General features: G+C 63.2%; 21 protein-coding genes, 1 other RNA gene and 1 pseudogene. 12 read left to right on the top strand and 11 right to left on the bottom strand.

The window, feature by feature from the left end; translation table 11 throughout:
* Window positions 1-43 precede the first annotated feature (43 nt).
* The 3 genes from modC to modA are packed head-to-tail and all read right to left on the bottom strand — an operon-like array spanning window position 44 to window position 2,666.
* Window positions 44-1,156 carry a molybdenum ABC transporter ATP-binding protein gene (modC, locus tag NKJ18_RS28685; protein ID WP_023725336.1) on the bottom strand — a complete coding sequence of 371 codons (1,113 nt, stop codon included), beginning with the start codon at window positions 1,154-1,156 and terminating at the stop codon, window positions 44-46.
* Entirely contained in the window at window positions 1,153-1,857 is a 705-nt protein-coding gene (modB, locus tag NKJ18_RS28680; RefSeq protein WP_023746895.1) for a molybdate ABC transporter permease subunit, read from the bottom strand. The genes modC and modB overlap by 4 nt, the downstream gene beginning before the upstream one ends.
* Before the next feature lie 14 nt (window positions 1,858-1,871).
* Window positions 1,872-2,666, bottom strand: coding sequence for a molybdate ABC transporter substrate-binding protein (gene modA, locus NKJ18_RS28675; RefSeq protein ID WP_155927182.1), 795 nt, complete (start codon window positions 2,664-2,666; stop codon window positions 1,872-1,874).
* 159 nt (window positions 2,667-2,825) lie between these two features.
* Here modA and NKJ18_RS28670 point away from each other — a divergent pair.
* Window positions 2,826-3,023 (top strand): annotated as a pseudogene (locus NKJ18_RS28670) (TOBE domain-containing protein).
* 28 nt (window positions 3,024-3,051) lie between these two features.
* On the opposite strand, the gene NKJ18_RS28665 reads toward NKJ18_RS28670, so the two are convergent.
* Both NKJ18_RS28665 and NKJ18_RS28660 read right to left on the bottom strand, forming a co-directional pair.
* Window positions 3,052-3,846 carry a thymidylate synthase gene (locus NKJ18_RS28665; protein WP_023688064.1) on the bottom strand — a complete coding sequence of 265 codons (795 nt, stop codon included), beginning with the start codon at window positions 3,844-3,846 and terminating at the stop codon, window positions 3,052-3,054.
* A 342-nt stretch (window positions 3,847-4,188) separates the two neighbouring features.
* The gene (locus tag NKJ18_RS28660) at window positions 4,189-4,500 is read right to left on the bottom strand and encodes a DUF2853 family protein (protein WP_023668323.1); all 312 of its coding nucleotides are present in this window, start codon (window positions 4,498-4,500) and stop codon (window positions 4,189-4,191) included.
* A gap of 168 nt (window positions 4,501-4,668) precedes the next feature.
* Between NKJ18_RS28660 and ssrA the strand changes: the two genes are divergently transcribed.
* Window positions 4,669-5,027: a transfer-messenger RNA gene (gene ssrA, locus NKJ18_RS28655) on the top strand.
* A 212-nt stretch (window positions 5,028-5,239) separates the two neighbouring features.
* Here ssrA and NKJ18_RS28650 read toward each other — a convergent pair.
* Complete coding sequence (locus NKJ18_RS28650) at window positions 5,240-6,445, bottom strand: multidrug effflux MFS transporter (RefSeq protein ID WP_023682099.1); 1,206 nt, start codon at window positions 6,443-6,445, stop codon at window positions 5,240-5,242.
* Between the two features lie 188 nt (window positions 6,446-6,633).
* Between NKJ18_RS28650 and NKJ18_RS28645 the strand changes: the two genes are divergently transcribed.
* The 4 genes from NKJ18_RS28645 (at window position 6,634) to NKJ18_RS28630 (ending at window position 8,441) form a co-directional block, all read left to right on the top strand.
* Window positions 6,634-7,317 (top strand): TetR/AcrR family transcriptional regulator, encoded by a 684-nt coding sequence (locus tag NKJ18_RS28645; RefSeq protein WP_023668320.1) that lies wholly within the window; start codon window positions 6,634-6,636, stop codon window positions 7,315-7,317.
* Window positions 7,318-7,447: 130 nt separating this feature from the next.
* A complete protein-coding gene (locus NKJ18_RS28640; RefSeq protein ID WP_023667419.1) occupies window positions 7,448-7,993 on the top strand; it encodes an SspB family protein in 546 nt (181 codons plus the stop codon).
* Window positions 7,994-8,011: 18 nt separating this feature from the next.
* On the top strand, window positions 8,012-8,206 hold the full coding sequence (locus tag NKJ18_RS28635; protein WP_023667420.1) for a DUF4169 family protein: 195 nt from the start codon (window positions 8,012-8,014) through the stop codon (window positions 8,204-8,206).
* A 13-nt stretch (window positions 8,207-8,219) separates the two neighbouring features.
* Window positions 8,220-8,441, top strand: coding sequence for a ribbon-helix-helix domain-containing protein (locus tag NKJ18_RS28630; protein ID WP_023668319.1), 222 nt, complete (start codon window positions 8,220-8,222; stop codon window positions 8,439-8,441).
* Window positions 8,442-8,448: 7 nt separating this feature from the next.
* Here the strand turns inward: NKJ18_RS28630 and NKJ18_RS28625 are convergent, their stop codons facing one another.
* The 3 genes from NKJ18_RS28625 to NKJ18_RS28615 all read right to left on the bottom strand — a co-directional run bounded on the left by NKJ18_RS28625 (window position 8,449) and on the right by NKJ18_RS28615 (window position 14,453).
* Window positions 8,449-12,390, bottom strand: a complete 3,942-nt coding sequence (locus NKJ18_RS28625) for an AsmA family protein (RefSeq protein WP_352760992.1) — start codon at window positions 12,388-12,390, stop codon at window positions 8,449-8,451.
* 153 nt (window positions 12,391-12,543) lie between these two features.
* Window positions 12,544-13,023 (bottom strand): STM3941 family protein, encoded by a 480-nt coding sequence (locus tag NKJ18_RS28620; RefSeq protein WP_352760989.1) that lies wholly within the window; start codon window positions 13,021-13,023, stop codon window positions 12,544-12,546.
* Between the two features lie 20 nt (window positions 13,024-13,043).
* A complete protein-coding gene (locus NKJ18_RS28615; RefSeq protein WP_023690898.1) occupies window positions 13,044-14,453 on the bottom strand; it encodes an FAD-binding oxidoreductase in 1,410 nt (469 codons plus the stop codon).
* A 223-nt stretch (window positions 14,454-14,676) separates the two neighbouring features.
* Between NKJ18_RS28615 and NKJ18_RS28610 the strand changes: the two genes are divergently transcribed.
* The 4 genes from NKJ18_RS28610 (at window position 14,677) to NKJ18_RS28595 (ending at window position 17,361) form a co-directional block, all read left to right on the top strand.
* Window positions 14,677-15,162 carry a thioesterase family protein gene (locus NKJ18_RS28610; RefSeq protein ID WP_352760987.1) on the top strand — a complete coding sequence of 162 codons (486 nt, stop codon included), beginning with the start codon at window positions 14,677-14,679 and terminating at the stop codon, window positions 15,160-15,162.
* Between the two features lie 146 nt (window positions 15,163-15,308).
* A complete protein-coding gene (locus tag NKJ18_RS28605) occupies window positions 15,309-15,506 on the top strand; it encodes a hypothetical protein (RefSeq protein ID WP_013531006.1) in 198 nt (65 codons plus the stop codon).
* 260 nt (window positions 15,507-15,766) lie between these two features.
* The gene (locus tag NKJ18_RS28600) at window positions 15,767-16,915 is read left to right on the top strand and encodes a histidine kinase dimerization/phosphoacceptor domain -containing protein (protein ID WP_023667428.1); all 1,149 of its coding nucleotides are present in this window, start codon (window positions 15,767-15,769) and stop codon (window positions 16,913-16,915) included.
* Window positions 16,912-17,361, top strand: a complete 450-nt coding sequence (locus NKJ18_RS28595) for a response regulator (RefSeq protein ID WP_023668313.1) — start codon at window positions 16,912-16,914, stop codon at window positions 17,359-17,361. The genes NKJ18_RS28600 and NKJ18_RS28595 overlap by 4 nt, the downstream gene beginning before the upstream one ends.
* Before the next feature lie 3 nt (window positions 17,362-17,364).
* Here the strand turns inward: NKJ18_RS28595 and NKJ18_RS28590 are convergent, their stop codons facing one another.
* Window positions 17,365-18,270 carry a dienelactone hydrolase family protein gene (locus NKJ18_RS28590; RefSeq protein WP_023705527.1) on the bottom strand — a complete coding sequence of 302 codons (906 nt, stop codon included), beginning with the start codon at window positions 18,268-18,270 and terminating at the stop codon, window positions 17,365-17,367.
* Window positions 18,271-18,925: 655 nt separating this feature from the next.
* Window positions 18,926-21,265 carry a glucose/quinate/shikimate family membrane-bound PQQ-dependent dehydrogenase gene (locus NKJ18_RS28585; RefSeq protein ID WP_502906185.1) on the bottom strand — a complete coding sequence of 780 codons (2,340 nt, stop codon included), beginning with the start codon at window positions 21,263-21,265 and terminating at the stop codon, window positions 18,926-18,928.
* Between the two features lie 243 nt (window positions 21,266-21,508).
* Between NKJ18_RS28585 and NKJ18_RS28580 the strand changes: the two genes are divergently transcribed.
* Both NKJ18_RS28580 and NKJ18_RS28575 read left to right on the top strand, forming a co-directional pair.
* Window positions 21,509-22,342, top strand: coding sequence for a DUF2059 domain-containing protein (locus NKJ18_RS28580; RefSeq protein ID WP_352760982.1), 834 nt, complete (start codon window positions 21,509-21,511; stop codon window positions 22,340-22,342).
* An 80-nt stretch (window positions 22,343-22,422) separates the two neighbouring features.
* The coding region (locus NKJ18_RS28575; RefSeq protein ID WP_352760980.1) for an ATP-dependent helicase at window positions 22,423-23,373 on the top strand (951 nt) is incomplete at its 3' end.

The following is a 23,373-nucleotide window of genomic DNA, read 5'->3' as shown; positions in this document are numbered from 1 at the left end:
CCCTCTCGACCCATAGCGCTATTCCAAAACGATATAGCGGTTATCAGCCATCCGCTTCGGCCGGCAGCCCGGCGCCGGTGTTGGCACGGTCGAAACTGACCGTCTTGATCACCGCGAAGACCTTGCCGCCGAGTTGAAGGTTCAGTACCTGCCTGGATTGTTCGGTAATGCGCGCAAGCACGGTTGCGCCATTGCAGTCGATGCCGATTTCGACCGTCGGCCCCTCGCCCGAGCCGATTGTGACGATGGCGCCCGGCAGGATGTTGAGCGCACTGAGACCTTTCGGCTGTTCGGTGGCGATCATCACGTCGCGGGCGCGGATTCGGATGCGCACAGGCGCGCCGACCGAGACCGCCAGAAGCGGCACCCGGATTTCGCCCGCCGCCGAGCCGAGCACGGTCATCCCGAAGATCTCATCATGGCGCAGCACCTTGGTGTCGAGAACCGCGCCGCCCTCGCCGCGTTCCTCCGCCGGCAGCAATTCGAGCCGTTGCATGATCGCGCCGGTCGGGCCTGAGGCAGCGACCTTGCCTTGCGCCATCACCACCACGTCGCTGGCCAGCCGCGCCACCTCGGCGACGGAGTGGCTGACATATACGATGGGCAGCTTGGTCTCGTCGCGCAGCCGCTCGATATAGGGCAGGATCTCGGCTTTGCGCGCATCGTCGAGCGAGGCCAGCGGCTCGTCCATCAACAGCAGTTTCGGGCTGGCAAGCAGCGCCCGGCCGATCGCCACGCGCTGCTTTTCGCCGCCCGAGAGCTTTGCCGGTCGCCGGTCGAGCAGAGGACCGATGCCGAGCAGTTCGACGACCGCGTCGATATCCGCATAGCGCTCCGCCGGTGGCGTGAACCAGCGGCCATAGCGCAGATTGCCGGCCACGCTCATATGCGGAAACAGCCGCGCGTCCTGGAACACCATGCCGATCCGGCGCTTGTGCTTCGGCACGAAAATGCCGGCATCGGTGTCGACCAGCACGCGGCCATCGACCGCGATACGCCCTTTGTCCGGTCGGATCAGGCCGGCGATCACGTTGATCAGCGTCGTCTTGCCGGAGCCCGATGGCCCGAACAGCGCCGTCAGCCGCCCGGCGCTTTCGAAACGCGCGTCGACGGCGAAACCGCCGAGCCGATGGCTGATGTCCACCAGCACGCTCATTCGATGTCCATCCGCCGGCCGACGCGCCGCGCCAGCACTTCCGAGGCGACCAATGCGGCCATCGAGATGACGATGGAGATCAGCGTCAGCCTGAGCGCCCCGTCATCGCCGCCAGGCACCTGCGTGAAGGTGTAGATCGCCGAAGGCAGCGTCTGCGTCTCGTTGGGAATGTTGGAGACGAAGGTGATGGTGGCGCCGAACTCGCCCATCGCCTTGGCGAAGGACAGGATCGAGCCGGCGATCAGCCCGGGCAGGATCAGCGGCAGCGTGATGGTGGCGAAGACCCAAATCGGGTTGGCGCCGAGCGTTCCCGCCGCTGCCTCCATTTTGCGGTCGACCGCCTCGATCGACAGCCGGATCGCCCGCACCATCAGCGGAAAGCCCATGATGCCGCAGGCCAGTGCGGCGCCGGTCCATCGAAATGAAAAGACGATGCCGAAATGCTCGGCGAGAAAAGCGCCGGCCGGCCCGCGCCGGCCGAAGGTAAGCAGCAAGAGATAACCTGTCACCACCGGCGGCAGGATCAGCGGCAGATGAACAACGCCGTTGAGCAGCGTCTTGCCCCAGAATTTTCCCCGGGCAAGCAGCAGCGCGATCAAGATGCCCGGCGGCAGGCTGAACAGCATCGCCACCGTCGCCACCTTGATCGACAGCCGGACCGCATTCCATTCGTCGGGAGTGAGGTCCAGCAGCCAGTTCATACTCAGCCGCTACCTTAATTGCTCGGCGTGAGCACGGTGAAACCCTGATCCCTAAACAGTTCCGCCGCCTTGGCGGACTGCAGGCACTTCAGGAAGGCCGGCGTATCCTTGTCCTTCGAATCGGTGGTCTCGGCAACCGGATAGATGATCGGCGGGTGCGAATCCTCCGGGAAGGTGCCGACCACCTTGACTCCCTTGTCGGCATGCGCGTCGGTGGCATAGACGATGCCGAGCGCGGCCTCGCCCGTTGAAACCAGCTTGAGCGCGGCGCGCACATTCTCGGCCTGCGCCACCTTGCCTTCGACCGACGACCAGACGCCGAGCGATTCAAGTGCCGCCTTGCCGTATTTGCCGGCCGGCACCGCCTTGACGTCGCCCATGGCAAGCCTGCCGTCGCCAACCAGCTTGGCCAGGTCGAAGCCTTTCTCGATCCTGGTCTCAACCTTGGAATCCTGTGGCGCCACCAGCACGATCTGGTTGCCGAGCAGTTTCACCTCGGTTTCCGGCTTGGTCAGTCTCTTGTCGGAGAGGTACTTCATCCAGTCGAGATCGGCCGAAATGAACACATCGGCGGGCGCCCCGCTTTCGATCTGCTTGGCCAGCGCCGAGCTCGCGGCGTAGGAGACGGTCGCCGCTTCACCGACATCGGCTTCGCAGGCCTTGGTGACGGCGTCGAGCCCGTCCTTGAGGCTGGCTGCGGCAAACACGATCACCTTGTCTCCCGCGTGAGCCGCCGGCATCACGGCCATCAGAGCTACGGCAAAGCCGCCAATCGCGATTGCCCTCATACCAAAACCTTTGTGCCCCAACATGAAAACTCTCCCTGGGCTTGAAATCTGCTGGCTCGACTCCTGCCGACCGATATATCTGGATGAATATAACAAGGGAAGGCCGCCTCCTGCGAAAGCGTATGTTCGGCATCGATTGTTCTGGTTTGGACGTGCACCGAAACCCGGAAAGGAACTCCGATGAAGATCAGCGCCCGCAACATCCTCAAGGGAACGATCGTCGAGATCGTCAAAGCACCTCGCCTGTCCGCGGTGATGTCGCCGGCTCCGTCGTCACGCTTCGATCACCAACGAGGCCGTTGCCGATCTCAAGCTCGAAAAAGGCAAGCAGCCTATACCATGATCAAGGCAACCGACGTCATGGTCGACATCGATTGAGGGTCGGAATTGATTGACGGTGGACGGATCAGACCGCGATCGGCGCCTTGATCGAAGCGTCGGCAAAATAGTTTTCCAGCCGGAAATCCTCGAAGCGGAAGGCGAACAGGTCCTTCACCTCCGGATTGATCCACAGCGTCGGCAGCGCCTTGGGTGTGCGCCGCAATTGCTCGCGCGCCTGCTCGAAATGGTTGGAATAGAGATGCGCATCGCCCAGCGTATGGACGAACTCGCCGGGCTTCAGCCCGGTCACCTGCGCCACCATCAGGGTCAGCAGCGCGTAGGAAGCGATGTTGAAGGGTACGCCGAGAAAAATGTCGGCCGAGCGCTGGTAGAGCTGGCAGGACAGCTTGCCGTCCGAGACGTAGAACTGGAACAGGCAGTGGCAGGGCGGCAGCGCCATCGCCTCCACTTCGGCCGGGTTCCACGCCGAAACGATCAGCCGGCGTGAATTCGGATTCCTGCGTATCTCCTTCAGAACATTGGCAATCTGGTCGATCGACCCGCCATGGCCATCCGGCCAGGAGCGCCACTGCTTGCCATAGACCGGGCCGAGATCGCCATTCTCGTCGGCCCATTCGTCCCAGATCGAAACGCCATGATCTCTAAGGTATTTGATGTTGGTGTCGCCGGCCAGGAACCACAGGAGTTCATGGATGATCGACTTCAGATGCAGCTTCTTGGTGGTGGTGACGGGAAAGCCGCGCGACAGGTCGAAGCGCATCTGGTACCCGAACACCCCACGCGTGCCGGTGCCCGTGCGGTCGCCACGGTCGGCGCCATTGTCCAGCACATGCTGCAAAAGGTCGAGATACTGGCGCATCGGCTTCGCCTCGATTCGGGGTTACCGTCATCATAACCGACTGGCCGCCGGCCGAACACAGCAAAAGGACCAGAACGCGGCTTGCCCCATCACTCTTCAAGGGTTAGCGTTGCCCCTCACCTGCCTGCCGTCATCCTCTCCTCGTATAGGGACGGGGAGAGGGGCGCTGTCATCAGCGGTTTCGCCAATCACAAGCTTGTTCGAGAGAGAGAGCCAAGGCTGCGGTCAGCCCTTTCTCCCCGTCACTATACGGGGAGAAATGCCCGGCAGGGCAATGAGGGGTGGTGCTGACCTCCGGTGAGGAGCAAATCAAACGCGCGCTCTGCCTATCGGCAATAATCTCTACAAAGAGCCGAGCTTGCCCAGATCCTTGGCGACCAGATAGTAGAAAGTCACGCGGCTCTTGGAGCTGTCGGCGGCCAACGCCTTGCAGGTCTTCTCGATCGCTGAGTCGGCTTTCGCCCCGTCGGTCACGCCGAGTTTCTTGGCAACCCAGTTGGTCTTGACGCGCTCCAATTCCTTGGGGTCGGTGCAGGATACCAGCGAGGAATCGCGGTTGCGCAGCGCGATGCCCAGATGCTTCACAATCTTGGCAACCACATCGGCATTTGCGGCGGCGTCGTATTTCTTCACGTCTGCGAGATAATCGGCCATCAAATTTCCCCATGTCGGCGCCACGGGATCCGATCGATGAGGGCTGTGGCGCGCTGCCGCAACTTGTGCGCTCGGTCGATACTCCTCACCATCGCAAAGCTTCGGTTGAGACCGCGCGCGAGTCAACCCTCGGCGCCGCAGTTTGGTGCGGCCAAGAAGTGTCATTGCGGCCTTTCATTTTGTGCGCCCGCCCCCTATATTCGTTTTGTCGGCTTGACCGACTATGGCGATAAATGGGCGATGTAATAAGCCGTTCGGACCCGGGGGCGGTACCCGGCGCCTCCACCAAGAACCGCTCTGTGATCAGAGCGGCTGTTGCTGGGGGCGAAATAGGATCGACGAAGGTGTAAAGATCGTACTTTTGCCCGGCATGGTACCACCGTCATCGGGCTAAACCTGTAGTTGCAAATGACAACTATGCGGAAGCACGTCTCGCCGCGTAAGCGGTGCGATAGCTTCAAATCAAGCCCTAGAGGTTCGCACTTCTAGGCGGGGTTCGGAGGTACCTGGCAACAGAAACCTCCACTTCTCCCCTCCTCGATATCGTACGCTCAATGCCGGCTGCCGCTGGCCGGATTTCGCATGACGATGGGCCGCGAAGCCTACACCAAATTGAGCCATGAGCTGGTGCAATTTGCCGCTGGCGTCGGTCGAAGGCCGTGGTTCTGGCCGGGGCCGGATTACCCCAGACGTGAAAAAGGCCGGGATGACCCGGCCTTTCCGGTCGATTGCGGTCAGCTTACTCGGCCGGCGCTTCAACGGCTTCGCGCGAGCGGCCGAGCGTCAGTTTGGCCAGCGTGAACGAGATTACGGCGCAGAGCGTGATGCCGGCCACCATGGGCAGCGGGGTGCCGTCGAAGAAGATGCCGGCGACGCCCATCGCCAGCGCACCGATGGCGAAGTGCAGCGTGCCCATCAGCGCCGAGGCCGTGCCGGCGATCTCGCCATGCTCTTCCATGGCCAGCACCGACGTCGTCGGGATGACCAGGCCGAGGAAGCCGTAGCCGACGAACAGCAGTGCCGCCATAACATCGAGCCGGTCGACGCCGGTCGCCATGACTGCGAACAGCACAACCATCGTCGTGGCATAGCCGGTTACCGCCACCCAGACGACGCGCTTCAGCCCGAAGCGCTCCGACAGCATCCCCGTCAGCTGCGACATGCCGATGAAGGCCACCGCATTGATCGAGAAGAACACGCTGTAGACGGAAGGCGACAGCCCGTAATGGTCGATCAGGATGAAGGACGAACTCGAGAGGTAGACGAAGAAGCTGGCGATGCCGAAGCCGGCGATCGCCACCAGGCCGAGGAAATTGCGGTCACCCATGAGGAAGCGATAGCCGGCGAGTGCGGTTCCGAAGGAGGAACCGACGCGTTCTTCCGCCGGCCGCGTCTCCTTCAGCGAGGTCGCCAGCAGAATGGTGGCCAGCAGGGCCGCGCCCGTCACCGTCCAGAACACGGCGCGCCAGCCGAAATTCTCGATGATCTGGCTGCCGGTCAGCGGCGCCAGGATCGGCGACACCGAAAACACCAGCATCAGCAGCGACATCAGCTTGGCGGCTTCGGTGCCGGTGTGCAGGTCGCGCACGATGGCGCGCGGCACCGCCATGCCGGCGCTGGCGCCCAGCCCCTGCAGGAAGCGGAAGGCGATCAGCCATTCGATGGTCGGGCTCATGGCCGAACCGATGCCGCCGACCATGAACAGCGCAAGGCCGCCGTAAAGCGGCAGCTTGCGGCCGACCATGTCGGAGATCGGTCCGACGACGATCTGGCCGAAGCCCATCGACAGGAAGAAGATCAAAAGGCTCATCTGAACGGCGGCGGTGCCGGCATGCAGATCTTCGCCGATCGAAGGCAACGCCGGCAGATACATGTCGATGGCGAAGGGGCCGATAGCGGACAACAAGCCGAGCACGACCGCGATGCGGAGGAATTTGGGACTCATGATAAAGGCTTCTTTCAAGTCTGGTTGGCGCCGCCAACGCGACGACTAACCCTAGGACGTTCCATCCCGTTGAAATCCGACGGCTCAGAGCGAGATTATTCGTCTCTACGGAGCGAATTCCCCATTTATTGTGTCCACAAATTTAGACAGCCTTGTCTAATTCGTCAATCACCTCTATATAGATTTCTATGAAGCTTGCCGTTTCTCCTGACATTTTCCCGCCACGCGGCCACGAGGCCAAGCGTATGTCGATTATCGATGCGGCGGCTTCGGTCTTTTGCCGGGAAGGCTTTGCCGGCGCGAATATCGACCTGATCGCGGTGGAGGCCGGCGTGTCGCGCCAGACCATCTATAATCACCACCGCGACAAGGAAAAGCTCTTCATGGCTGTGGTGCGCGATCTGACGGAGCGCTGCAATGCCGGCATCTTCGCCACCTTCGCCTCTTTCCCAGACCAGCCGAAGGATCTGGAAGCCGACCTGATTGGCTTTGCCGTGCGCATGAATCAGAACTGCATCTGCAACCGCGACGGACGCTTCCTGCGCAAGCTGATCCAGACCGAAGGCGAGCGCTATCCCGAGCTCTTCGCCGAATGGCGCGACCAAGGGCCGGGCCGGACCTGGCCGGCACTTGCCGCCCGTTTTGCCCGCCTCGCCCATGCCGGCCATCTCGCGGTCGACGATCCCGATGTCGCCGCACGCCAGTTCCTGGCGCTAGCCAACGCCGAACTGCAGACCACCTTCATGCTCGGCGGCATGCCGTCGGAAGATGAAGTGCTGCAATCCGCGACCCACGGCGTGCGCACATTCCTGCGCGCCTTCGGCAAGCGCAGATCAGCGGCAGCGGTGGAAAAACAGCTGGCCAGCGCCTGAACGCCAAAGCAGGCGATCAAATCGTCCGTTACGGGCTTCGCTTCGGCGCATCAGCGATCTATATCCGGTTTACGCCGCGCTCAAGCTTGATTACAGCTATGCGGACGATTCAACGGAACCCGACCAGCACATGGCCGACGACCACATCCGCTACGACATTCTGGCCCAGGAGGCATTGCGCGGCGTCATGCGCAAGGTCCTGGCCGAAGTCGCGCGCACCGGCCTTCCCGGCAATCATCATTTCTTCATCACATTCCTGACCGGCGCGCCGGGCGTGCGGGTGTCCTCCAGGCTGCGCGAGCGCTATCCCGAACAGATGACCATCGTCATCCAGTTCCAGTATTGGGACCTCAAGGTGACCGATACCGGCTTCGAGGTCGGGCTGTCCTTCTCCGACGTGCCGGAGAAGCTGGAAATCCCGTTCTCGGCCGTACGCGGCTTCTACGACCCATCGGTCAATTTCGAACTCGAATTCGACGTCAAGACCGACGTCCCGGCGGAAGACGATGCAGCCGCCCAGCCGGCTGCCGAGCCTTTGGCTATCGTCTCCGAGAAAAAACCGAAGGCCGAGAAGAAGGCAGCTGCCACTGAGGCGGAGAAAAAGCCCGCCGTGGCCGATGCCGCCGCCGGCAAGGGCGCCGACGTCGTGTCGCTCGACGCCTTCCGCAAGAAGTAGTGGGACGGTCGGCGCGACATGGGCGAAATCGTCAACCTTCGCCAGGTCCGCAAGCAGAAGGCGCGCACCGAAAAGGAAAAGCTCGCCGGCGAGAACCGCGCTCTGCACGGCCGTTCCAAAGCCGAAAGAACTCGTGACCGTCTGACATCGGACAAGGCCGAAAAATTCGTCGCCGGCCACCGCCGCGAACGCCCGGAAGACCAGGGCGATTGATGGACCGCCTGCGGTGAGCCCGGTCGAAAAACGCTCCGTGACCATCCGCGGCCATCGCACCAGCTATTCCCTCGAAAAACCCTTTTATGACGATCTCGTCGCCATCGCCGCCGCGCGCAAGCTGACGCTTGCTGCCCTGGTCGCGGAGATCGATGAGACAAGACCGCGCGATGCCAATCTGTCCTCGGCGCTCAGGCTCCACGTGCTGGACTGGGCCAAGCGCGGCGCGGTCTGAATGGTTCTTAATTGCCCAGCGACTTCAGCAAATTGTCGACCGAGAACGGATTTGTCCTGGGCTTCGGCGGCGCCGGGGCCGAACCGTCGTTGACATCGGGAAGTGAGCGGTCGACCTTCGGCGCCTGCTCCTGAGCCTTGCGCTCGGCCTCCAGCCTGGCTTTTTCCTGCGAAGCGGTCCGCATCGCCTGCTCAGCCTTCTTCCGTTCGTCCTCGGCCTTTGCGGCGTCTTCGGCAGCCTGCTCTTCGGCCTGCGCCTTCGCGTCCGCATCCGCCTTGGCCTTGGCGTCAGCCTCTGCCTGCGCTTTCGCATCGGCATCGGCCTTTGCTTTGGCATCCGCCTTGGCCTTGGCATCCGCTTCGGCCTGTGCCTTCGCATCGGCCTGTGCCTTCGCCTTGGCGTCGGCCTCGGCTTTGAGCCGTGCCGCTTCCTCCTGCTTGCGCAATTCCTCGGCGGCGTTGTCGCGCTCGGTCTGCAGGGCGGCGTAGTAGCGCACCTCGCGCCGCAGCCGCTGCTTCTCGAGCAGTGCGGCCTGCATCGCCTCGACCCGCTGCTGCTCCTTTTCCAGCGCGCGCTGGGTAAAAAATTGCGCCAGCGGCTCGCTGTCGAACTGCTTCTTCAGCGCCCCGAACGGCCCGTCGACGCTGAAATTGACCGTCGGATCGGAGCCGATCAGCGCCTCGTCGCCAGGCTTGTAGGTGACAGCGCCCTTGGTGGCGACGGTGCCGGTGTTGAGGTCGGCCGTGATGTCGGCAGACAGCGTCGCCGCCTGGTTTTCGAATTTGATCGGTGGTGCCCGCAACGTGCCGCCGGCGACCGTGAAGGCGATGTCGGCATCGCCGGCAGCAAAGCTGCCGTCGCCAGCGATCTCAGGTGCAAAGCCCGCGGTCTTGGCCACGTCGATGTCGCGCCCGATCGCATCGGCCTTGGCAATCAACGCGCCGAAGGCATCGGGATTGACGCCGGCAATGGTGAGGCCTTTCAGCGCCGCCGTGCCCGAGCCGGAGAGTGCGGCAATCATCGCGTCGACCGATTTGCCGCTGGTCGACAGCCCTGCCGAGAAATCGCCGCTGCCACTCAGGCCGGCAGCCGGCAGCACGGTCGCCAGGTCAGCGCCGGCAAGCCTCATCTGGCCGGAGAACAGTCCAGTGCCGTCTGTGTTCTTCAACTCGAACAATCCGGTGAGCGCGCCGCCGAGCAGTTTTGCCTTCAGGTCCGAAACGCGGATGCCTTCCTGGTCCAGGTTCAACGACAGCGACGCGTCATAGGCTGTCGCCAGCGGTCCGGCGGCAAGCGTCGCCGTCGTCAGGTCGAGATCGGCGCTGAACGGCAGGCTGGATTTCTGGCTGAATGGCGCCGTCGGCCAGTTCGCGTTGCTGCTGAGGAACGACTGGTCACCGAACAGCGCAACCGCAATCGGGTCGAGGTCCAGTTCGTCGAGCGCCAGCGCACCGGCAAAATGCGGCAGCCCCTGCTTCGCATCGATGTTGACGTCGCCCGAAATCTCCGACTCGTTGATGGATCCGCTGAGGCCGCTCAACACCAGCAGGCCGTTGCCGAAATCGGCATCCGCGCTGAGCGAGGTCGAGGTGCCCGTTCCCATACCCGGCAGGCCGGCGCCGGTCGTCATCAGCCAGGGCTCGATGTCGGAGGCGTCGAGGCCGATCTTGCCCTTGGCGGTGGCGCCTTGCGGCGTCTGAGCAACGGTGCCGTCGAACGTCGCCTTGAAGTCATCGGCGGCGAAATTGAAGCTCGTCGCCAGGCCGCCGCCGAGCGTGCCTTTGGCCGAAATATCGGTGCTTGCCTGGCCGAGCATGCCGAGCGGCAGCGCCGGCAGGCCGTAGAGCGCCAGCAGCACGGTGGCGTCGGGATTTTTGGCGTTGAAGGTCACCGTCACCGGCGCGTCGAGCAACTGGCCGACGGCACCCTTGCCCGACAGCGACGCCGAAAAGGCCGAACCGCCGGCCTTGCCTTGTCCGCTCACCGCCAGCCCGGTCGTGCCGTCGCCATTGTCGGCGGCGCTCGCCACCAGATCGACGCGCGCGTCCTGAAACAGTTCAGGATAGGCGGCCGTGCGGCCAGCCAGTCCCTTCAGCATCAGATTGTCGGGATAGTGTTGCGCGGCAATGTCGATCAGCGGCTTCAGATCGACGGCGACCACCGAGGCATCGAGCTTGCCGGTCGGGCTTGCCGGAAAATCCTTGATCCGGCCGGTGGCGCTGATCGAGGCGCCGGCAAGGCCGCCAATCGACAGCCGGTCGATTTCGAGCAGCCCGTCGCGGAGCCGGAGCGCTGTGTCGACCGTGTCGGCGGTGAGCCCGCCGGCATTGACCGGCCCTGCCTTGATCTGAAAATCGAGGTCACGGTCGGAAAAGCGGTTGGCGCCCTTGTCGCTGACGAAGATCGAGGCGAAGGCCGTCAGCCCGTCGACGTCGAGTTCGCCGCCCGCGAGCCGCATCAGCACCGAGGACTTGGCGTCGTCGGGCTGGCTGGAATCGATGCGGCCGGTGAACTTCGACTTGCCGAGGATCAGTTCGAGATCGCTGAACGCCTGGCGCTTCTCCGACAGGTCCACCTTGGCCTTGAAGCCGGCGGCCGGCAGCCGGCGGATCGCCTCGTCGACATCTTTGGACAACCAGGCAGCAAAGCCGGAAGGCTGCGCCACCGCCAGCAGCATGGAGCCGCTGAAACCGAAATGATCTTCGACGCTGAGCATGCCGCTGGCTTCCAGCGTCGTGCGCCCGGGCAAGGTCGCGGCCAGCGATTTCACCGACCAGCCGCCCTCGACCGGCTCGGCCGAGAGATGCACGTCGCGCACCGTGGTGTCGCCAGCCACCACCGCCGGCAGCTTGACCTCGACAGTGCCGGGGATACTCGGCTTCGGCAGTTCGAGCAGCGCCTGCTCGATCCCGGCAATGCGCTGGTCCAGCGTCAGGCCGGCGCCCTTCTCAGCGCCCACCGCCTCGTCCAGTTGCACCTGCGCGCCATTGGCCTCGATGGCGAAGTTCGGCCTAAGGCCGAGATCGACCGAAGCCTTGCCGTCGGCTGTGTAGGGATTGTCGAGCGGCCCGGTCTCGAAGCGGAATTCGTCGACGCCAAGCTTCTGATGGTCGAGCGAGAACTTGCCGTTCAGCCTGAACCCCGGATCGGGTTTGCCGGCGCTGATTTTGACGCTCTCGCCATCGCCGCCGCGCAGTTCGGCGCTGTTTTTGTCGTTGCCGGAAATCTTGAACTGGCCGGAATAGACGGCAGCCCCATTGACGATGCCGGCATTGCCGTCGGTTTCGATGACCAGTGGATAGGCATCGGGATCGACCTTGAGCCTCAGCCGCATCTGGCCGCTGCCTTCGGCCTTGCCGGTCGAAGCCGCAACAGTCGAACGCAGTCCGTCGAGCAGCAACGTTCCATCCATGCGCCACGGCCCGGCCAGCGACTTGGCAGAGATGGTCGAATTGATCTCGGAAATCAGATGGCTGCGCCCGCCTGCGGCATGGCGGAGCGCAATTTCTCCCTCCGTCACCGTGAGCTTCTCGATCGAGATCTGGTTGAGATCGAAGGGCGAGGACGGCCGTATCGCCCAGTCGACCGTGCCGTTATCGGCGATGTCGATCGTCGCCTTCGGATGCACCAGCCGCATGTCGAAAATCAGCACTTCGCCGCGCAGGAACGGCGCCAGTTCCGCGTCCATCGAAAAGGTCTCGACTGTCATTGCCGGCTGGCCGCCGGGGCCGCCGGCGACCGTGACGTTTGAGAAGGTCACCGAGGGGAACGGCAACAGCCGCGCCGTGGCGTCGCCTTGCACCGTCACCTTGCGGCCGAGAATGGCGCTCGCCTCGCGCTCGAATTGGGCGCGGTACCCGGTCCAATCGACAAAATACGGCACCACCAGCGCCGCTACCAGCACCAGCACAAACAAGCCACCGAAGATCACGAACAGGCGTGCGAGCATCAGCTCCGAACGGGTTGATTGAAAGTCAGCCGCACTCTACCCGCATCAGCGTGTCGATAAAGAGGCAATTCATCCAGAGTTGCTTGATCTCTGTATCTGGACGAGCAGAGATTTCGGACGCCTGTGACTGCGTGCCGGCCGACATGCAACAGACTAACCCGCCACCGCCCGTCGGCGATATTCGTTCAGCAGCACTACCATCTCCTCGGGCGACAATGTCCAGCCCTGCGGTAATGCGGCTTCGGCGCCGAGGCCTTTGGTCACGCTGCCCATGACGGAGCTTTTCTTGACCCCCGGTGCGAAATTGTACCCGATCATATCGCCTATCCTGCGCCGGCGATGGACGACGAAGAAGCTTTCGATATCCTTCCAGGGGACCAGCTTGGGCGATCGAACAAGGCCTCCGCCGAGACTGAAACCTTGTCCGTTCAGCACCAGAATCTGCGGCCGCACAAGCTGCCAGGCAAACACCAACGCGCCGAGCCCGAAAAAGGCCACGCACCACCAAAGGCCGGCGGTGTCGCCGTCCTCGGAGACATAAATCAGGAAAGCGCAGGCCAGGACAAAGAAGAGGCTGGCCGACAGCAGTAACAGTGTCTTGCCAAGCGATGCCCTTATAATCAGGGTATCCATTGCCGCTCCTCACATTTCGGCTATGCAGGCAATATCTTGCCCGGGTTCATGATGTCTTGCGGGTCGAGCGCTTTTTTTATGGAGCGCATGATGTCGACACCATGGCCGAGCTCATGGCGCAGGAAGCCGATCTTGCCCTGGCCGATGCCGTGTTCGCCGGTGCAGGTGCCGTCCATGGCGATCGCCCGCATGTTCAGCCGCGAGACGAATTTCTCCGCCAGCGCGATCTCTTTGGGGTCGTTGACGTCCATCAGCACCAGCACATGGAAATTGCCGTCGCCGGCATGGCCGACGATCGGCGCAACCAGGCCCATCTCGGCAATGTCGGCCTCGGTTTCGGCAACGCATTCGGCCAGCCGCGAGATCGGCACGCAGACATCGGTCGACAGGCCCTTGGTGCCCGGCCGCAGCGTCAGCGACGCCCAATAAGCATCGTGCCTGGCTTTCCAGAGTTTCGTGCGCTCCTCGGCGACGCTCGTCCACAGGAATGGCCCGCCGCCATTGTCTTCAGCAATGGCACCGAAGGTTTCGGCCTGTTCGGCGACACCGGCATCGCTGCCGTGGAACTCGACGAACAGGCACGGGCTCTCGGGGTAATCGAGCTTCGAGTAATTCTTCATCGCCCGCATCTGCAGTCCATTCACGAGTTCGATGCGCGCCACCGGAATGCCCATCTGGATGGTCGCGATGACCGCGTTGCAGGCCGCCTCGAGGTTTGGAAACGGGCAGACGCCGCCGGAGATCGCCTGCGGAATGCCTTGCAGCTTCAAGGTCAGCGAGGTGATGATGCCGAGCGTGCCTTCCGAGCCGACCAGAAGCCGCGTCAGATCGTAGCCGGCCGAACTCTTTTTCGCCCGCTTGCCGGTCGTCACCGTCTCGCCATCGGCCATGACGGCCGTGAGCGACAGCACGTTTTCACGCATCGTGCCGTAGCGCACCGCATTGGTGCCGGAGGCCCGCGTTGCCGCCATGCCGCCGAGCGAAGCATTGGCGCCGGGATCGATGGGGAAGAACAGGCCGGTATCGCGCAGGTGCCGATTCAAATCCTCGCGCGTTACGCCAGGCTCGACCGTGCAGTCGAGATCCTCGGGGTTGACCGACAGGATGCGGTTCATGCGCGAGGTGTCGACCGAGATGCCGCCACCCGGCGCGTTGGTGTGGCCCTCCAGCGAGGAACCGACGCCGAAGGCGATGACCGGCACGCGGTGCGCGGCGCAGGCACGTACGATCTCCTGCACCTCTTCTGTCGTCTCCGGGAACGCGACACCGTCAGGCGCCTGCGTCGGAATATAGGTGGTGGTATGCGCATGCTGCGAGCGGATCGCCGCGCCTGTCTGGAAGCGTTCGCCGAGCTGCTGCTTGAGGATGCCGAGCACCGCCGCAATGCCTTCCTCGTTGCGTTCGACCGGATTGAGGTCGCTCAGAGCCATGAATTCCTCCGCGAATGGACCAGCGTCCATGCTTGTTATGCGATTATGGATGCACATGACGCAATTCCAGGAAAAGTGTGAAGCGCTTTTCCGTCCGGGATTGCGTCAAAACAAAAACTAAAGCGGTTCACCGTTTCCGCGAGACGGTGAACCGCTCTAGTCTCAGCGGCCACGCCCTGTCCAGCACCTGAACTCGGTCCAGCACCAGAACAAGGAACTTTCCATGCCTGTTCCCGCCCCCTTAGTTTCCAAACCGATGGACATCGAGAAGGACTGGATCGACTACAACGGCCATCTCAACATGGCCTATTACAACGTGTTGTTCGACCGCTGCTCGGATGAGGCGTTCGAGGCGATGGGCATGGGGCTGGACTATGTCAAAGAGCGGCGCCTGACCATCTACACGGCCGAAGTCCATGTTTGCTATGTCCAGGAACTGCACCTCGAACACAAGGTCGTCGTATCCTTCCAGCTGATCGATCACGACGACAAGCGGCTGCGGGCCTACCAGGAAATCCGCCATGTCGATGGCTGGCTCGCCGCCACTTCCGAAACCCTGTCGCTGCATGTCGACATGTCCGGGCCGAAAGTCGCGCCCTTCCCCGCCGATGTGCAGGCCAAGGTGAAAGCCATGCGCGCCGCCCATTCTGCACTGCCGATGCCCGAGCGCGCCGGCCGTTCGATCGGTATTCGCCGCAGGACCGCTTGAAGCGCTGCCTCGCCCGCGTTAACCTTACCAAGGTTTTAACGTGAACAAGCCATTTGGGCCATTGAACGACTCAGCGGACCGTTTGAGAACGGTGCCATGCGAGTTGCGACGCGGGCGGCGGGCAACAGGCGGTTCGAGGAACGTGCATGAAAACCGACATCAAGGTCGAGGTGGACAGGCTGGCTGCCGATCCGCGCATCACCGACTATGATTTCTGGCGCTCGTTGAAGAACGTCAACAACGAGATCTTCCACATCGCCAACAACAACGAGCCTATCCCCTTCGACATGATCCGCTGGCGCGCCATCCTGAAGCAGGCGCGCATGAAGCGTGGCCACGCCTGATGTTTCCGCTGTTCTGAGAAAGCCGCCACCGGCGAGCGCCGCCACGGACCATTGCGACCTGATCATTTCTATAGGTCGGCGCCAGCCCTGCTTTCAGCGAATCGGCTACATCCGACAACCTTCAAAAACCGTTCATTTCGACAGTTTGCGCAACCGGCGATTCGGTTTCGCAAACGGCTGCCTGCGACAAGAAGATCAAGATTGAACCAATTCCACGTCTAAGCCGTTGTGACCCCTGAAAAACGGCTTGGAGTGAAAGCATGGACTGGAAAAGGACCAGGGAACCGGCCGACGCATGGCACATGACGGACAATCTGCATGCCGAGCACGGCAAGGGCGATCCGTTCGCGGCCGCCATCCGCGCCACCCGCATGTCGATGGTCATCACCGATCCCCGTCAGGCGGACAATCCGATCGTCTTTGCCAATGACGCGTTCCTGCGCCTGACCGGCTACGAGCGCGACGAGGTCATGGGCAAGAACTGCCGCTTCCTGCAGGGGCCAGAGACAGACAAGGCAGCTGTGGCTAGCGTGCGCGACGCGATAGCAGCGGGAACCGATATCGCCATCGATCTGTTGAACTACCGCAAGGACGGCTCGACATTCTGGAATGCGCTCTACATCAGCCCGGTTTCCAACGACAAAGGCGAACTCCTGTTCTTCTTTGCCTCACAGCTCGATGTCTCCGATCGCAAGCGCTCGGAGGATCGCATCACCGCCGACAAGAACCGCTTTGAAAAGGCTGTCAAGGAACGCACGCGCGAGCTTGAGGCCGCCCTTGAGGCGCAGACCACGCTGCTGCACGAGGTCGACCATCGGGTGAAAAACAACCTGCAGATGATCTCCTCGCTGATCATCATGCAAAGCCGGGCAATCAAGGATGAAGCGACAAAGCGATCCCTGACCACCATGCTGGAGCGCATCGAGGCGCTGAGCACGGTGCATCGCCGTCTCTACCAGTCAAAGGATGTCAGCCGCTTCGATGTCTCGGATTTCGCCAGGGATCTGGTCACCGACCTGCTGACCGCATCGGGGCGCGCCGAGATCAAGCCGACGCTGGACCTCGAACCCATCGTCATTCCGGCCGAAAAAGCCACGCCTGTTGCCTTGATGGTCAATGAGCTTGTTACCAACGCGCTGAAGCACGCCTTCAAGGCAAAGCCGGACGGCACCACCGCGGGGCGCATCGGCATCAAGATGAGCCAGCCCGACGGCCACTTCAACATCGAGGTTTCCGATGACGGCGTCGGCATGGCCGAGGCCAGCGGCGATGCTTCCTTCGGCATGCGGTTGATCAAGTCGCTTGCCCGTCAGTTGCATGCCGACATCGAATGGCGCGACGCCGGCCCGGGCACAAAGGTCGTCATCTCGATGCCGAACGAACCGCAGCAGAAAGGGAAGCTGTCATGAACGAACCGCTCAAGGTCCTGATCGTCGAGGACGAGGCGTTGCTGGCGATGGAACTGGAAAGCCTCGTCGAGGAAGCCGGCCACAGCGTTGTGGGTTGGGCGACCTCCTTGGCCGAAGCAAGAGGCATGATTGATACCGCCGATGCCGATATTGCCTTTGTCGATATCCACCTCGCCGACGGACCAACCGGGGTCGAGGTTGCCGAGCATATCCGCGAGGGTAACCGTTCCATGGTGGTGTTCATGACCGCCAATCCAAAACGCATCCCCGACCATTTCGCCGGTGCGATCGGCGTCATCGCCAAGCCCTACACGATGAACGGACTGGTGTCGGCGTTGCGCTATCTGCAGGAGGGCGTGCGGCGCCCGCCCCCGGTCTCGGTGCTGCCGGCCGGTTTTACGCTGTCGCCGGCCTATGAAAGCGTATGGGCGTCGTCGGCGGCCTGAAGCTTACGCCAGCTTCTCCTTGAGGAAAGCGATCGTCCTGCCCCAGGCGAGATCGGCTGCCTTCTTGTCATAGCGCGCGGCCGAGGTGTCGTTGTTGAAGGCATGGTTGACGCCGTCATAGACATAGAGCGTGTATTCGACATGGGCGGCGTCGAGCGCTTTCTTGTAGGCATCGATGCCGGCGTCGATGCGCTCGTCGAGCCCGGCATAGTGCAGCAACAGCGCCGCCTTGATCTTCGCCACATCCTCGGCCTTCGGCTGCATGCCGTAATAGGCGACGCCGGCGGCGAGATCGGGCGCGTTGACCGCCAGATTGTTGACCGTGCCGCCGCCCCAGCAGAAGCCGACAGCACCGACCTTGCCGTTGCCGTCCTTCTCGCCCTTGAGATAGGCGATGGTCGCCACACCATCGGCGGTGACCTGGCTGGCTTCGAGCTTGGTAAACATGTCGCGCGCCTTGTCTTCGTCAGCGGGCGTGCCGCCGAGCGGCGACAGGAAATCCGGCGCCAGCGCCACGAACCCTTCCAGCGCAACGCGCCGCGCCACATCCTTGATATGCGGGTTGAGCCCCCTGTTCTCATGCACCACGATGACGGTGCCGAGCTTGCCGGACTGGTCCGCCGGCCTGACCAGATAGCCCTTCATCTCACCGCTGCTGCCGGAATAGGTGATATCTTCAGCCTTCACGCGCTGATCGTTGTCGGCGACGATTGCCGCCTGCGCCGAATTCGCCGCAAGCAGCGGCGCGATCGCGGCCGCCGCCGCGCCCGATCCGGCAAGCCTGGTCAGCTGCTCCATGAAGCGGCGGCGGTCGAGCGTCAGATGCGTGTATTCGTCATAGGCATCGATCATCGCCTGGGTGATGGCAGGTTTGGCAGGTTTGACGGCTTCGGCGGTGGGTTTCGTCATGGCGTGCTCCTCGTTAGGAGATGATCTCACGGTCACTCCGGGATGACCTCATGGTCACTCCGGGATGACGTCGCGGTCACTCCGGGATGACTCGCGGATCAAGATAGGGTGCAAGCTCGCACGGTCCAGTCTCGGATGGGTGACGCTTGCGCCATCGAACGATGCGGCGGCCCCGCCGAACGCGCGCATCACATTTTGGTCATTTCAGAGAATGTCGATGGTGCCGCCACAATATGGAAGGAAGCTGATGATGGTCTCGCCCGTAGCGGCGAGCCCGACGAGAAGGAACAACGCCATGACCTTGTCCACTCCGATCCTTGCAAGCTCGCTCGTGCTTGCTGTTGCTACCTTGCTGGGAATGCGCTCCGCTGCTGCCGCAGCCGCCGCTCGGATGGTGAAGGTCCGCGTCGACCGGCGTCGGCCGGCACCACGCTGATCCAGCAGGCCGAAACAGGGCCGCAGCTAACCAATGAAGTACTGGGCTCCGTGCCCAGTCTCAAAGGCCATCTCTTACGCAAGCTGACCAAGGCTGCTGCTGCCCCTCATCGCCCTGCCGGGCACTTCTCCCCGTATAGATGCCGGCAGGCAGATGAGGGGCGGCGCGACATTGCCAGAATATCTGCCGGGCCGATCACTTACCTAAGTCACATCGCTGCTACTTCGGCAGCGTATAGGCCATCACATAGTCGCCGGGCTTGGTGCCGACCGAGCCGTGGCCGCCGGCGACGATGACCACGAACTGGCGGCCGTCGGCGACGGTGTAGGTCATCGGCGTCGACTGCCCACCGGCCGGCAGCCTGGCCTGCCAGAGCTGCTTGCCCGATGTCAGGTCATAGGCGCGCAGATAGTCGTCGACCGCCGCGCCCAGGAAGACGACACCGCCGGCGGTGATCATCGGCCCGCCAATGCCGGGAACACCGACCTTCAGCGGCAAGGGCAACGGCGTCATGTCATAGACGGTGCCGTTGCGGTGCTTGTAGGCGATCTTGCCGGTTCTGAGGTCCGCTCCCGCCACATAGCCCCATGGCGGCGCCTGGCAGGGCACGCCGAGCGGCGACAGGAACGGCCCCATCACCACCGCATAGGGCGCGCCCTCATTGCGGTTCAGCCCCTGTTCGCTGCCGCGCCCCTCATCCGGGGGCGGCACCTGGTCGCGCGGAATGAGCTGCGATTTGAACGCTAGATAGGTCGGCATGCCGAACATCACCTGCCGTACCGGATCGACGGCGACGCCGCCCCAGTTGAAGGTGCCGAAATTACCGGGATAGACCAGCGACCCCTGCACCGACGGCGGGGTATAGCGGCCCTCGTAGCGCAGGCCCTGGAATTCGATCCGGCAGGCCAGCTGGTCGAACATGGTGATGCCCCACATGTCGGCGCCGGTCAGCGGTCTCGGATTGAAGGAGAGATCCGAGACCGGCTGCGTCGGCGACGTGTGATCGCCCTCGACAGCACCGCCCGGCGCCGGCACTTCCTTGATCGGGATGATCGGCTCGCCGCTGCGCCGGTCGAGCACGTAGAGGTCGCCCTGCTTGGTCGGCCCGACCAGGCCCGGAACGACGCCGGCAGCGGTGGTGATGTCGACCAGGGTCGGCTGTGCCGGCACATCCATGTCCCAGAGGTCGTGATGCACGGTCTGCCGCACCCAGCGCACTTGTCCGGTGGCCAGATCGAGCGCGGTGATCGAGGAGGAAAACTTCTCGACATTGGCGCTGCGGCCCATCCCGAGCTGGTCCGGCGTCTGGTTGCCGAGCGGCACATAGAGCAAGCCGAGCTTCTCGTCGGCGCTTGCCGTCGACCACATGTTGGGCGAGTTGTGGGTGTAGGTCTGGCCTGCCGCCAGCGGCGTTGTCTGGTCCGGATTGCCGGAATCCCAGTTCCACACCAGGGCGCCGGTGTCGACGTCGAAGGCCCGGATGACGCCGGACGGCTCTTGCGTCGAATAATTGTCGTTGACCGCGCCGCCGATGATGATCTTGCCGCCCGCAATCAGCGGCGCCGAGGTCGAGTAATAATAGCCCGACTTCGGATACGGCATGTTGGTCAACAAATTGAGCGTGCCGGCTTCGGCGAAGGACGGGCAGACCTGGCCGTTGGCGGCGTCGAGCGCGATCAGCCGCGCATCCGAGGTCGGCAGATAGACGCGCGTCGCGCAAGGCTGGCCGGCGGCGATCTTGGCATGGGCATAATAGGACACGCCGCGGCAGGTCTGGTGCTGGCGGTCCTTGTCGAGCTTGATCTTGGGATCGAAACGCCATTTCTCCTTGCCGGTGGCGGCATCGATGGCGATGGCGAAATTGTGCGGCGTGCAGATATAGAGCGCATCGCCCACCTTCAGCGGCGTCACCTGGTAGGTGGTTTCGCCGACATCGTCCGGCCCTTTCACGTCGCCGGTCTGGTAGATCCAGGCCGGCTGCAATTTGGCGACATTGTCGGGCGTGATCTGGTCGAGCGGCGAATAGCGCTGGCCAAATTGCGTACGGCCGTAGAAATGCCATTCGCCCGGAGGCACATTGCCGCCGAGATCGGCAGTCGGCGTCACCTTGTCGGCGCTGAGGTCGCCGGCGATGTCCTTGGGATCGGCCGTCATCGAATAACCGGCGACGGCGAGCGATGCGAGCACGGCCAGAATGAGCGGCGCGCGCGCGTCGGGGCCGATCAGGCCCCGCCTTGCCCAAGGCGTCAGCAGCCACAGCGCCAGAAGCACGATGACGCCGCCGCGCGGTCCGAGTTCCCACCAGTCGAAGCCGATTTCCCACACCGCCCAGGCCAGCGTGCCGAGCACGATCGCCGCGTAGAGCCAGAGCGCCGTCGATTTGCGCCGGAAGAGCAGCCATGCGGCGATGAGGAAGGCGAGACCGGTGACGACATAGTACCAGCTGCCGCCCAGCATCGCGAGCCAGACGCCGCCGCCGCCAAGTGCGAGGCCGATGAGGAACAGGATGAGGGAGGTGATGACGACAGCCAAGACGATACTCCTTCGACTGATGCGCATTCCGCGGCGCGGCCATGGGCAAAGGTATGCCAATCCTGCCCCCGGCGGTACAACCTTCTCCCGCCCGCCGTGCCTGTCAAGCCGCCGGGGAGCGATCCATGGCGAAACCAAACGGCCATGCCCGCAGGCTCCGCGCACAGGGCGTTTTTTCGAGGCCACACGCCCAGGTGGCAATCCCGCCTTGCCGGCATCCGGGTTTTCCAGCAGTCTGCTTTCGACCAACCATCAGGAGCAACCAGAGTGATGTCATTCGCCTCGCCTCTGACGCGAGTAGTCCTTGTCCTCTGTAGCTTCGTCGCGCTCACGGCCGGCACAGTGGCCGCGCCGGCACAGACGCTGAGCGAGATCAACAAGGCAAACGGCTTTCACGAGATGCTGATGGGCATCGGTCCCGGCATCGCCGCAGCCACGAAATCCATACCCGAACCGTTACCGGCAAATTTCCAGGACGCCTTGTCGGTCGCGCTGGAAGGCGCCTTCGACGCAGTCAAAATGGAGACTGCCATCGAATCGCGGATGGCGGACAGGCTGTCGGCCACCGATCTGTCCGACCTCGCAGCGTTTTACGCTTCCCCGTTGGGCAAGCACGTCACCGCTTTGGAAATTCAGTCGTCTGGCCCGGAAGGCAGGCAAAGCAAGAAGACAGAGGGCAAGCAAATCCTCGCCGAGCTTCCGACCAAGGATCCAGCCCGGCTCGAATTGTACCGCAAGATCATCGACGATATCAGCGCTGTCGACACCGGCGAGGCGATAGCGCTGAACATGAGCTACGCGATGGTTACGGGGATGCTGGGCGCAGCCGGAAAGCCTCTGTCGGACGAACAGATCATGGCGCTGGTGCGTCAGCAATCCGTGAAAATTCGCCAGAACATCGAACAGAATGCCATGCAGGGTAGCGCTTATACGTACCGGGATCTCCCGCTCGGCGATCTCAGACTGTACTCGACATTCCTGGCGTCACCCGCGGGCAGCCGCTATTACGACCAGATGCTGACGGCCTTTGGCATAGTGATGACAGAGGAAGCGCGCTCGTTCGGACATCGATTGTTCGTCGCGCTCGGTTACCGAAAGGCCTGAGCCGCAGTATCGGGCACTTTAGCAGAACAAAACGTAGACACTTCTGGTCTTTCGCTCCCGAATCACTACATTCGGGGGAGATGTCCGGCTTTGCGGAAGAAATGCCCTTTTTCGACGAACCCAATGCGCGGCCCGCGGCCCCGTCGGGCATAGCCGCGCGCGCCATGGCGGCCCGCAGCGGACCCAACAGCGCACCCGATTATCTCAACGGCCTCAACCCCGAGCAGCGGCTGGCGGTGGAAACCACCGAAGGCCCGGTCCTGGTGCTGGCCGGCGCCGGCACCGGCAAGACCCGCGTGCTGACCACCCGCATCGCCCATATCCTGGCCACCGGCAGGGCTTTCCCCTCGCAGATCCTGGCGGTGACCTTCACCAACAAGGCCGCGCGCGAGATGAAGCAGCGCATCGGCCATCTCGTCGGCGAAGCCGTCGAGGGCATGCCGTGGCTCGGCACCTTCCACTCCATCGGCGTCAAGCTCTTGCGCCGCCACGCCGAGCTGGCCGGGCTCAAATCCGATTTCACCATCCTCGACACCGACGACGTCGTACGGCTGATCAAGCAGCTGATCCAGGCCGAAGGCCTCGACGACAAGCGCTGGCCGGCCAAGCAGTTCGCGCAGATGATCGACGGCTGGAAGAACAAGGGCCAAGGCCCGGCCGACATTGCCGAGGGCGATGCCCGCAGCTTCGCCAACGGCAAGGGCCGGGAACTCTACAAGGCCTATCAGGAGCGGCTGAAGACGCTGAACGCCTGCGACTTCGGCGATCTGCTCTGCCACCCGATCCGCATCTTCCGCGCCAATCCGGACGTGCTGAAGGAATACCACAAGCGCTTCAAATACATCCTCGTCGACGAATACCAGGACACCAACACCGCGCAATACATGTGGCTGCGGCTGCTGGCGCAGCGGCCTACCTCCCCCTCGATGGGGGAGGTCGCGGCCCGGGGGCGCGGGGGGGGGGGGGGGGGGGCCGGGGCGCGGGGGGGGGGGGGCCCGCGGGCCGGCGCGGGGCGGGGCCGCCCCGCCCCG

Origin of the sequence: Mesorhizobium sp. M0217, assembly GCF_040321955.1 — a bacterium.
Taxonomy (GTDB): Bacteria; Pseudomonadota; Alphaproteobacteria; order Rhizobiales; family Rhizobiaceae; genus Mesorhizobium.
The sequence above is the reverse complement of the archived record's forward strand: the minus strand, read 5'-3'. Positions and strand labels throughout refer to the sequence as shown.

What these genes read in the sequence shown, in the direction of transcription:
- NKJ18_RS28590 (WP_023705527.1), bottom strand. Translation starts at nt 18,270, where the DNA reads ATGACGAAACCCACCGCCGAAGCCGTCAAACCTGCCAAACCTGCCATC.
- NKJ18_RS28625 (WP_352760992.1), bottom strand. Translation starts at nt 12,390, where the DNA reads ATGCTCGCACGCCTGTTCGTGATCTTCGGTGGCTTGTTTGTGCTGGTG.
- NKJ18_RS28615 (WP_023690898.1), bottom strand. Translation starts at nt 14,453, where the DNA reads ATGGCTCTGAGCGACCTCAATCCGGTCGAACGCAACGAGGAAGGCATT.
- modC (WP_023725336.1), bottom strand. Translation starts at nt 1,156, where the DNA reads ATGAGCGTGCTGGTGGACATCAGCCATCGGCTCGGCGGTTTCGCCGTC.
- NKJ18_RS28660 (WP_023668323.1), bottom strand. Translation starts at nt 4,500, where the DNA reads ATGGCCGATTATCTCGCAGACGTGAAGAAATACGACGCCGCCGCAAAT.
- NKJ18_RS28600 (WP_023667428.1), top strand. Translation starts at nt 15,767, where the DNA reads ATGGACTGGAAAAGGACCAGGGAACCGGCCGACGCATGGCACATGACG.
- NKJ18_RS28665 (WP_023688064.1), bottom strand. Translation starts at nt 3,846, where the DNA reads ATGCGCCAGTATCTCGACCTTTTGCAGCATGTGCTGGACAATGGCGCC.
- NKJ18_RS28585 (WP_502906185.1), bottom strand. Translation starts at nt 21,265, where the DNA reads ATGCGCATCAGTCGAAGGAGTATCGTCTTGGCTGTCGTCATCACCTCC.
- NKJ18_RS28640 (WP_023667419.1), top strand. Translation starts at nt 7,448, where the DNA reads ATGGCCGACGACCACATCCGCTACGACATTCTGGCCCAGGAGGCATTG.
- NKJ18_RS28595 (WP_023668313.1), top strand. Translation starts at nt 16,912, where the DNA reads ATGAACGAACCGCTCAAGGTCCTGATCGTCGAGGACGAGGCGTTGCTG.
- NKJ18_RS28580 (WP_352760982.1), top strand. Translation starts at nt 21,509, where the DNA reads ATGTCATTCGCCTCGCCTCTGACGCGAGTAGTCCTTGTCCTCTGTAGC.
- modB (WP_023746895.1), bottom strand. Translation starts at nt 1,857, where the DNA reads ATGAACTGGCTGCTGGACCTCACTCCCGACGAATGGAATGCGGTCCGG.
- NKJ18_RS28645 (WP_023668320.1), top strand. Translation starts at nt 6,634, where the DNA reads ATGAAGCTTGCCGTTTCTCCTGACATTTTCCCGCCACGCGGCCACGAG.
- NKJ18_RS28635 (WP_023667420.1), top strand. Translation starts at nt 8,012, where the DNA reads ATGGGCGAAATCGTCAACCTTCGCCAGGTCCGCAAGCAGAAGGCGCGC.
- NKJ18_RS28605 (WP_013531006.1), top strand. Translation starts at nt 15,309, where the DNA reads ATGAAAACCGACATCAAGGTCGAGGTGGACAGGCTGGCTGCCGATCCG.
- NKJ18_RS28650 (WP_023682099.1), bottom strand. Translation starts at nt 6,445, where the DNA reads ATGAGTCCCAAATTCCTCCGCATCGCGGTCGTGCTCGGCTTGTTGTCC.
- NKJ18_RS28610 (WP_352760987.1), top strand. Translation starts at nt 14,677, where the DNA reads ATGCCTGTTCCCGCCCCCTTAGTTTCCAAACCGATGGACATCGAGAAG.
- NKJ18_RS28620 (WP_352760989.1), bottom strand. Translation starts at nt 13,023, where the DNA reads ATGGATACCCTGATTATAAGGGCATCGCTTGGCAAGACACTGTTACTG.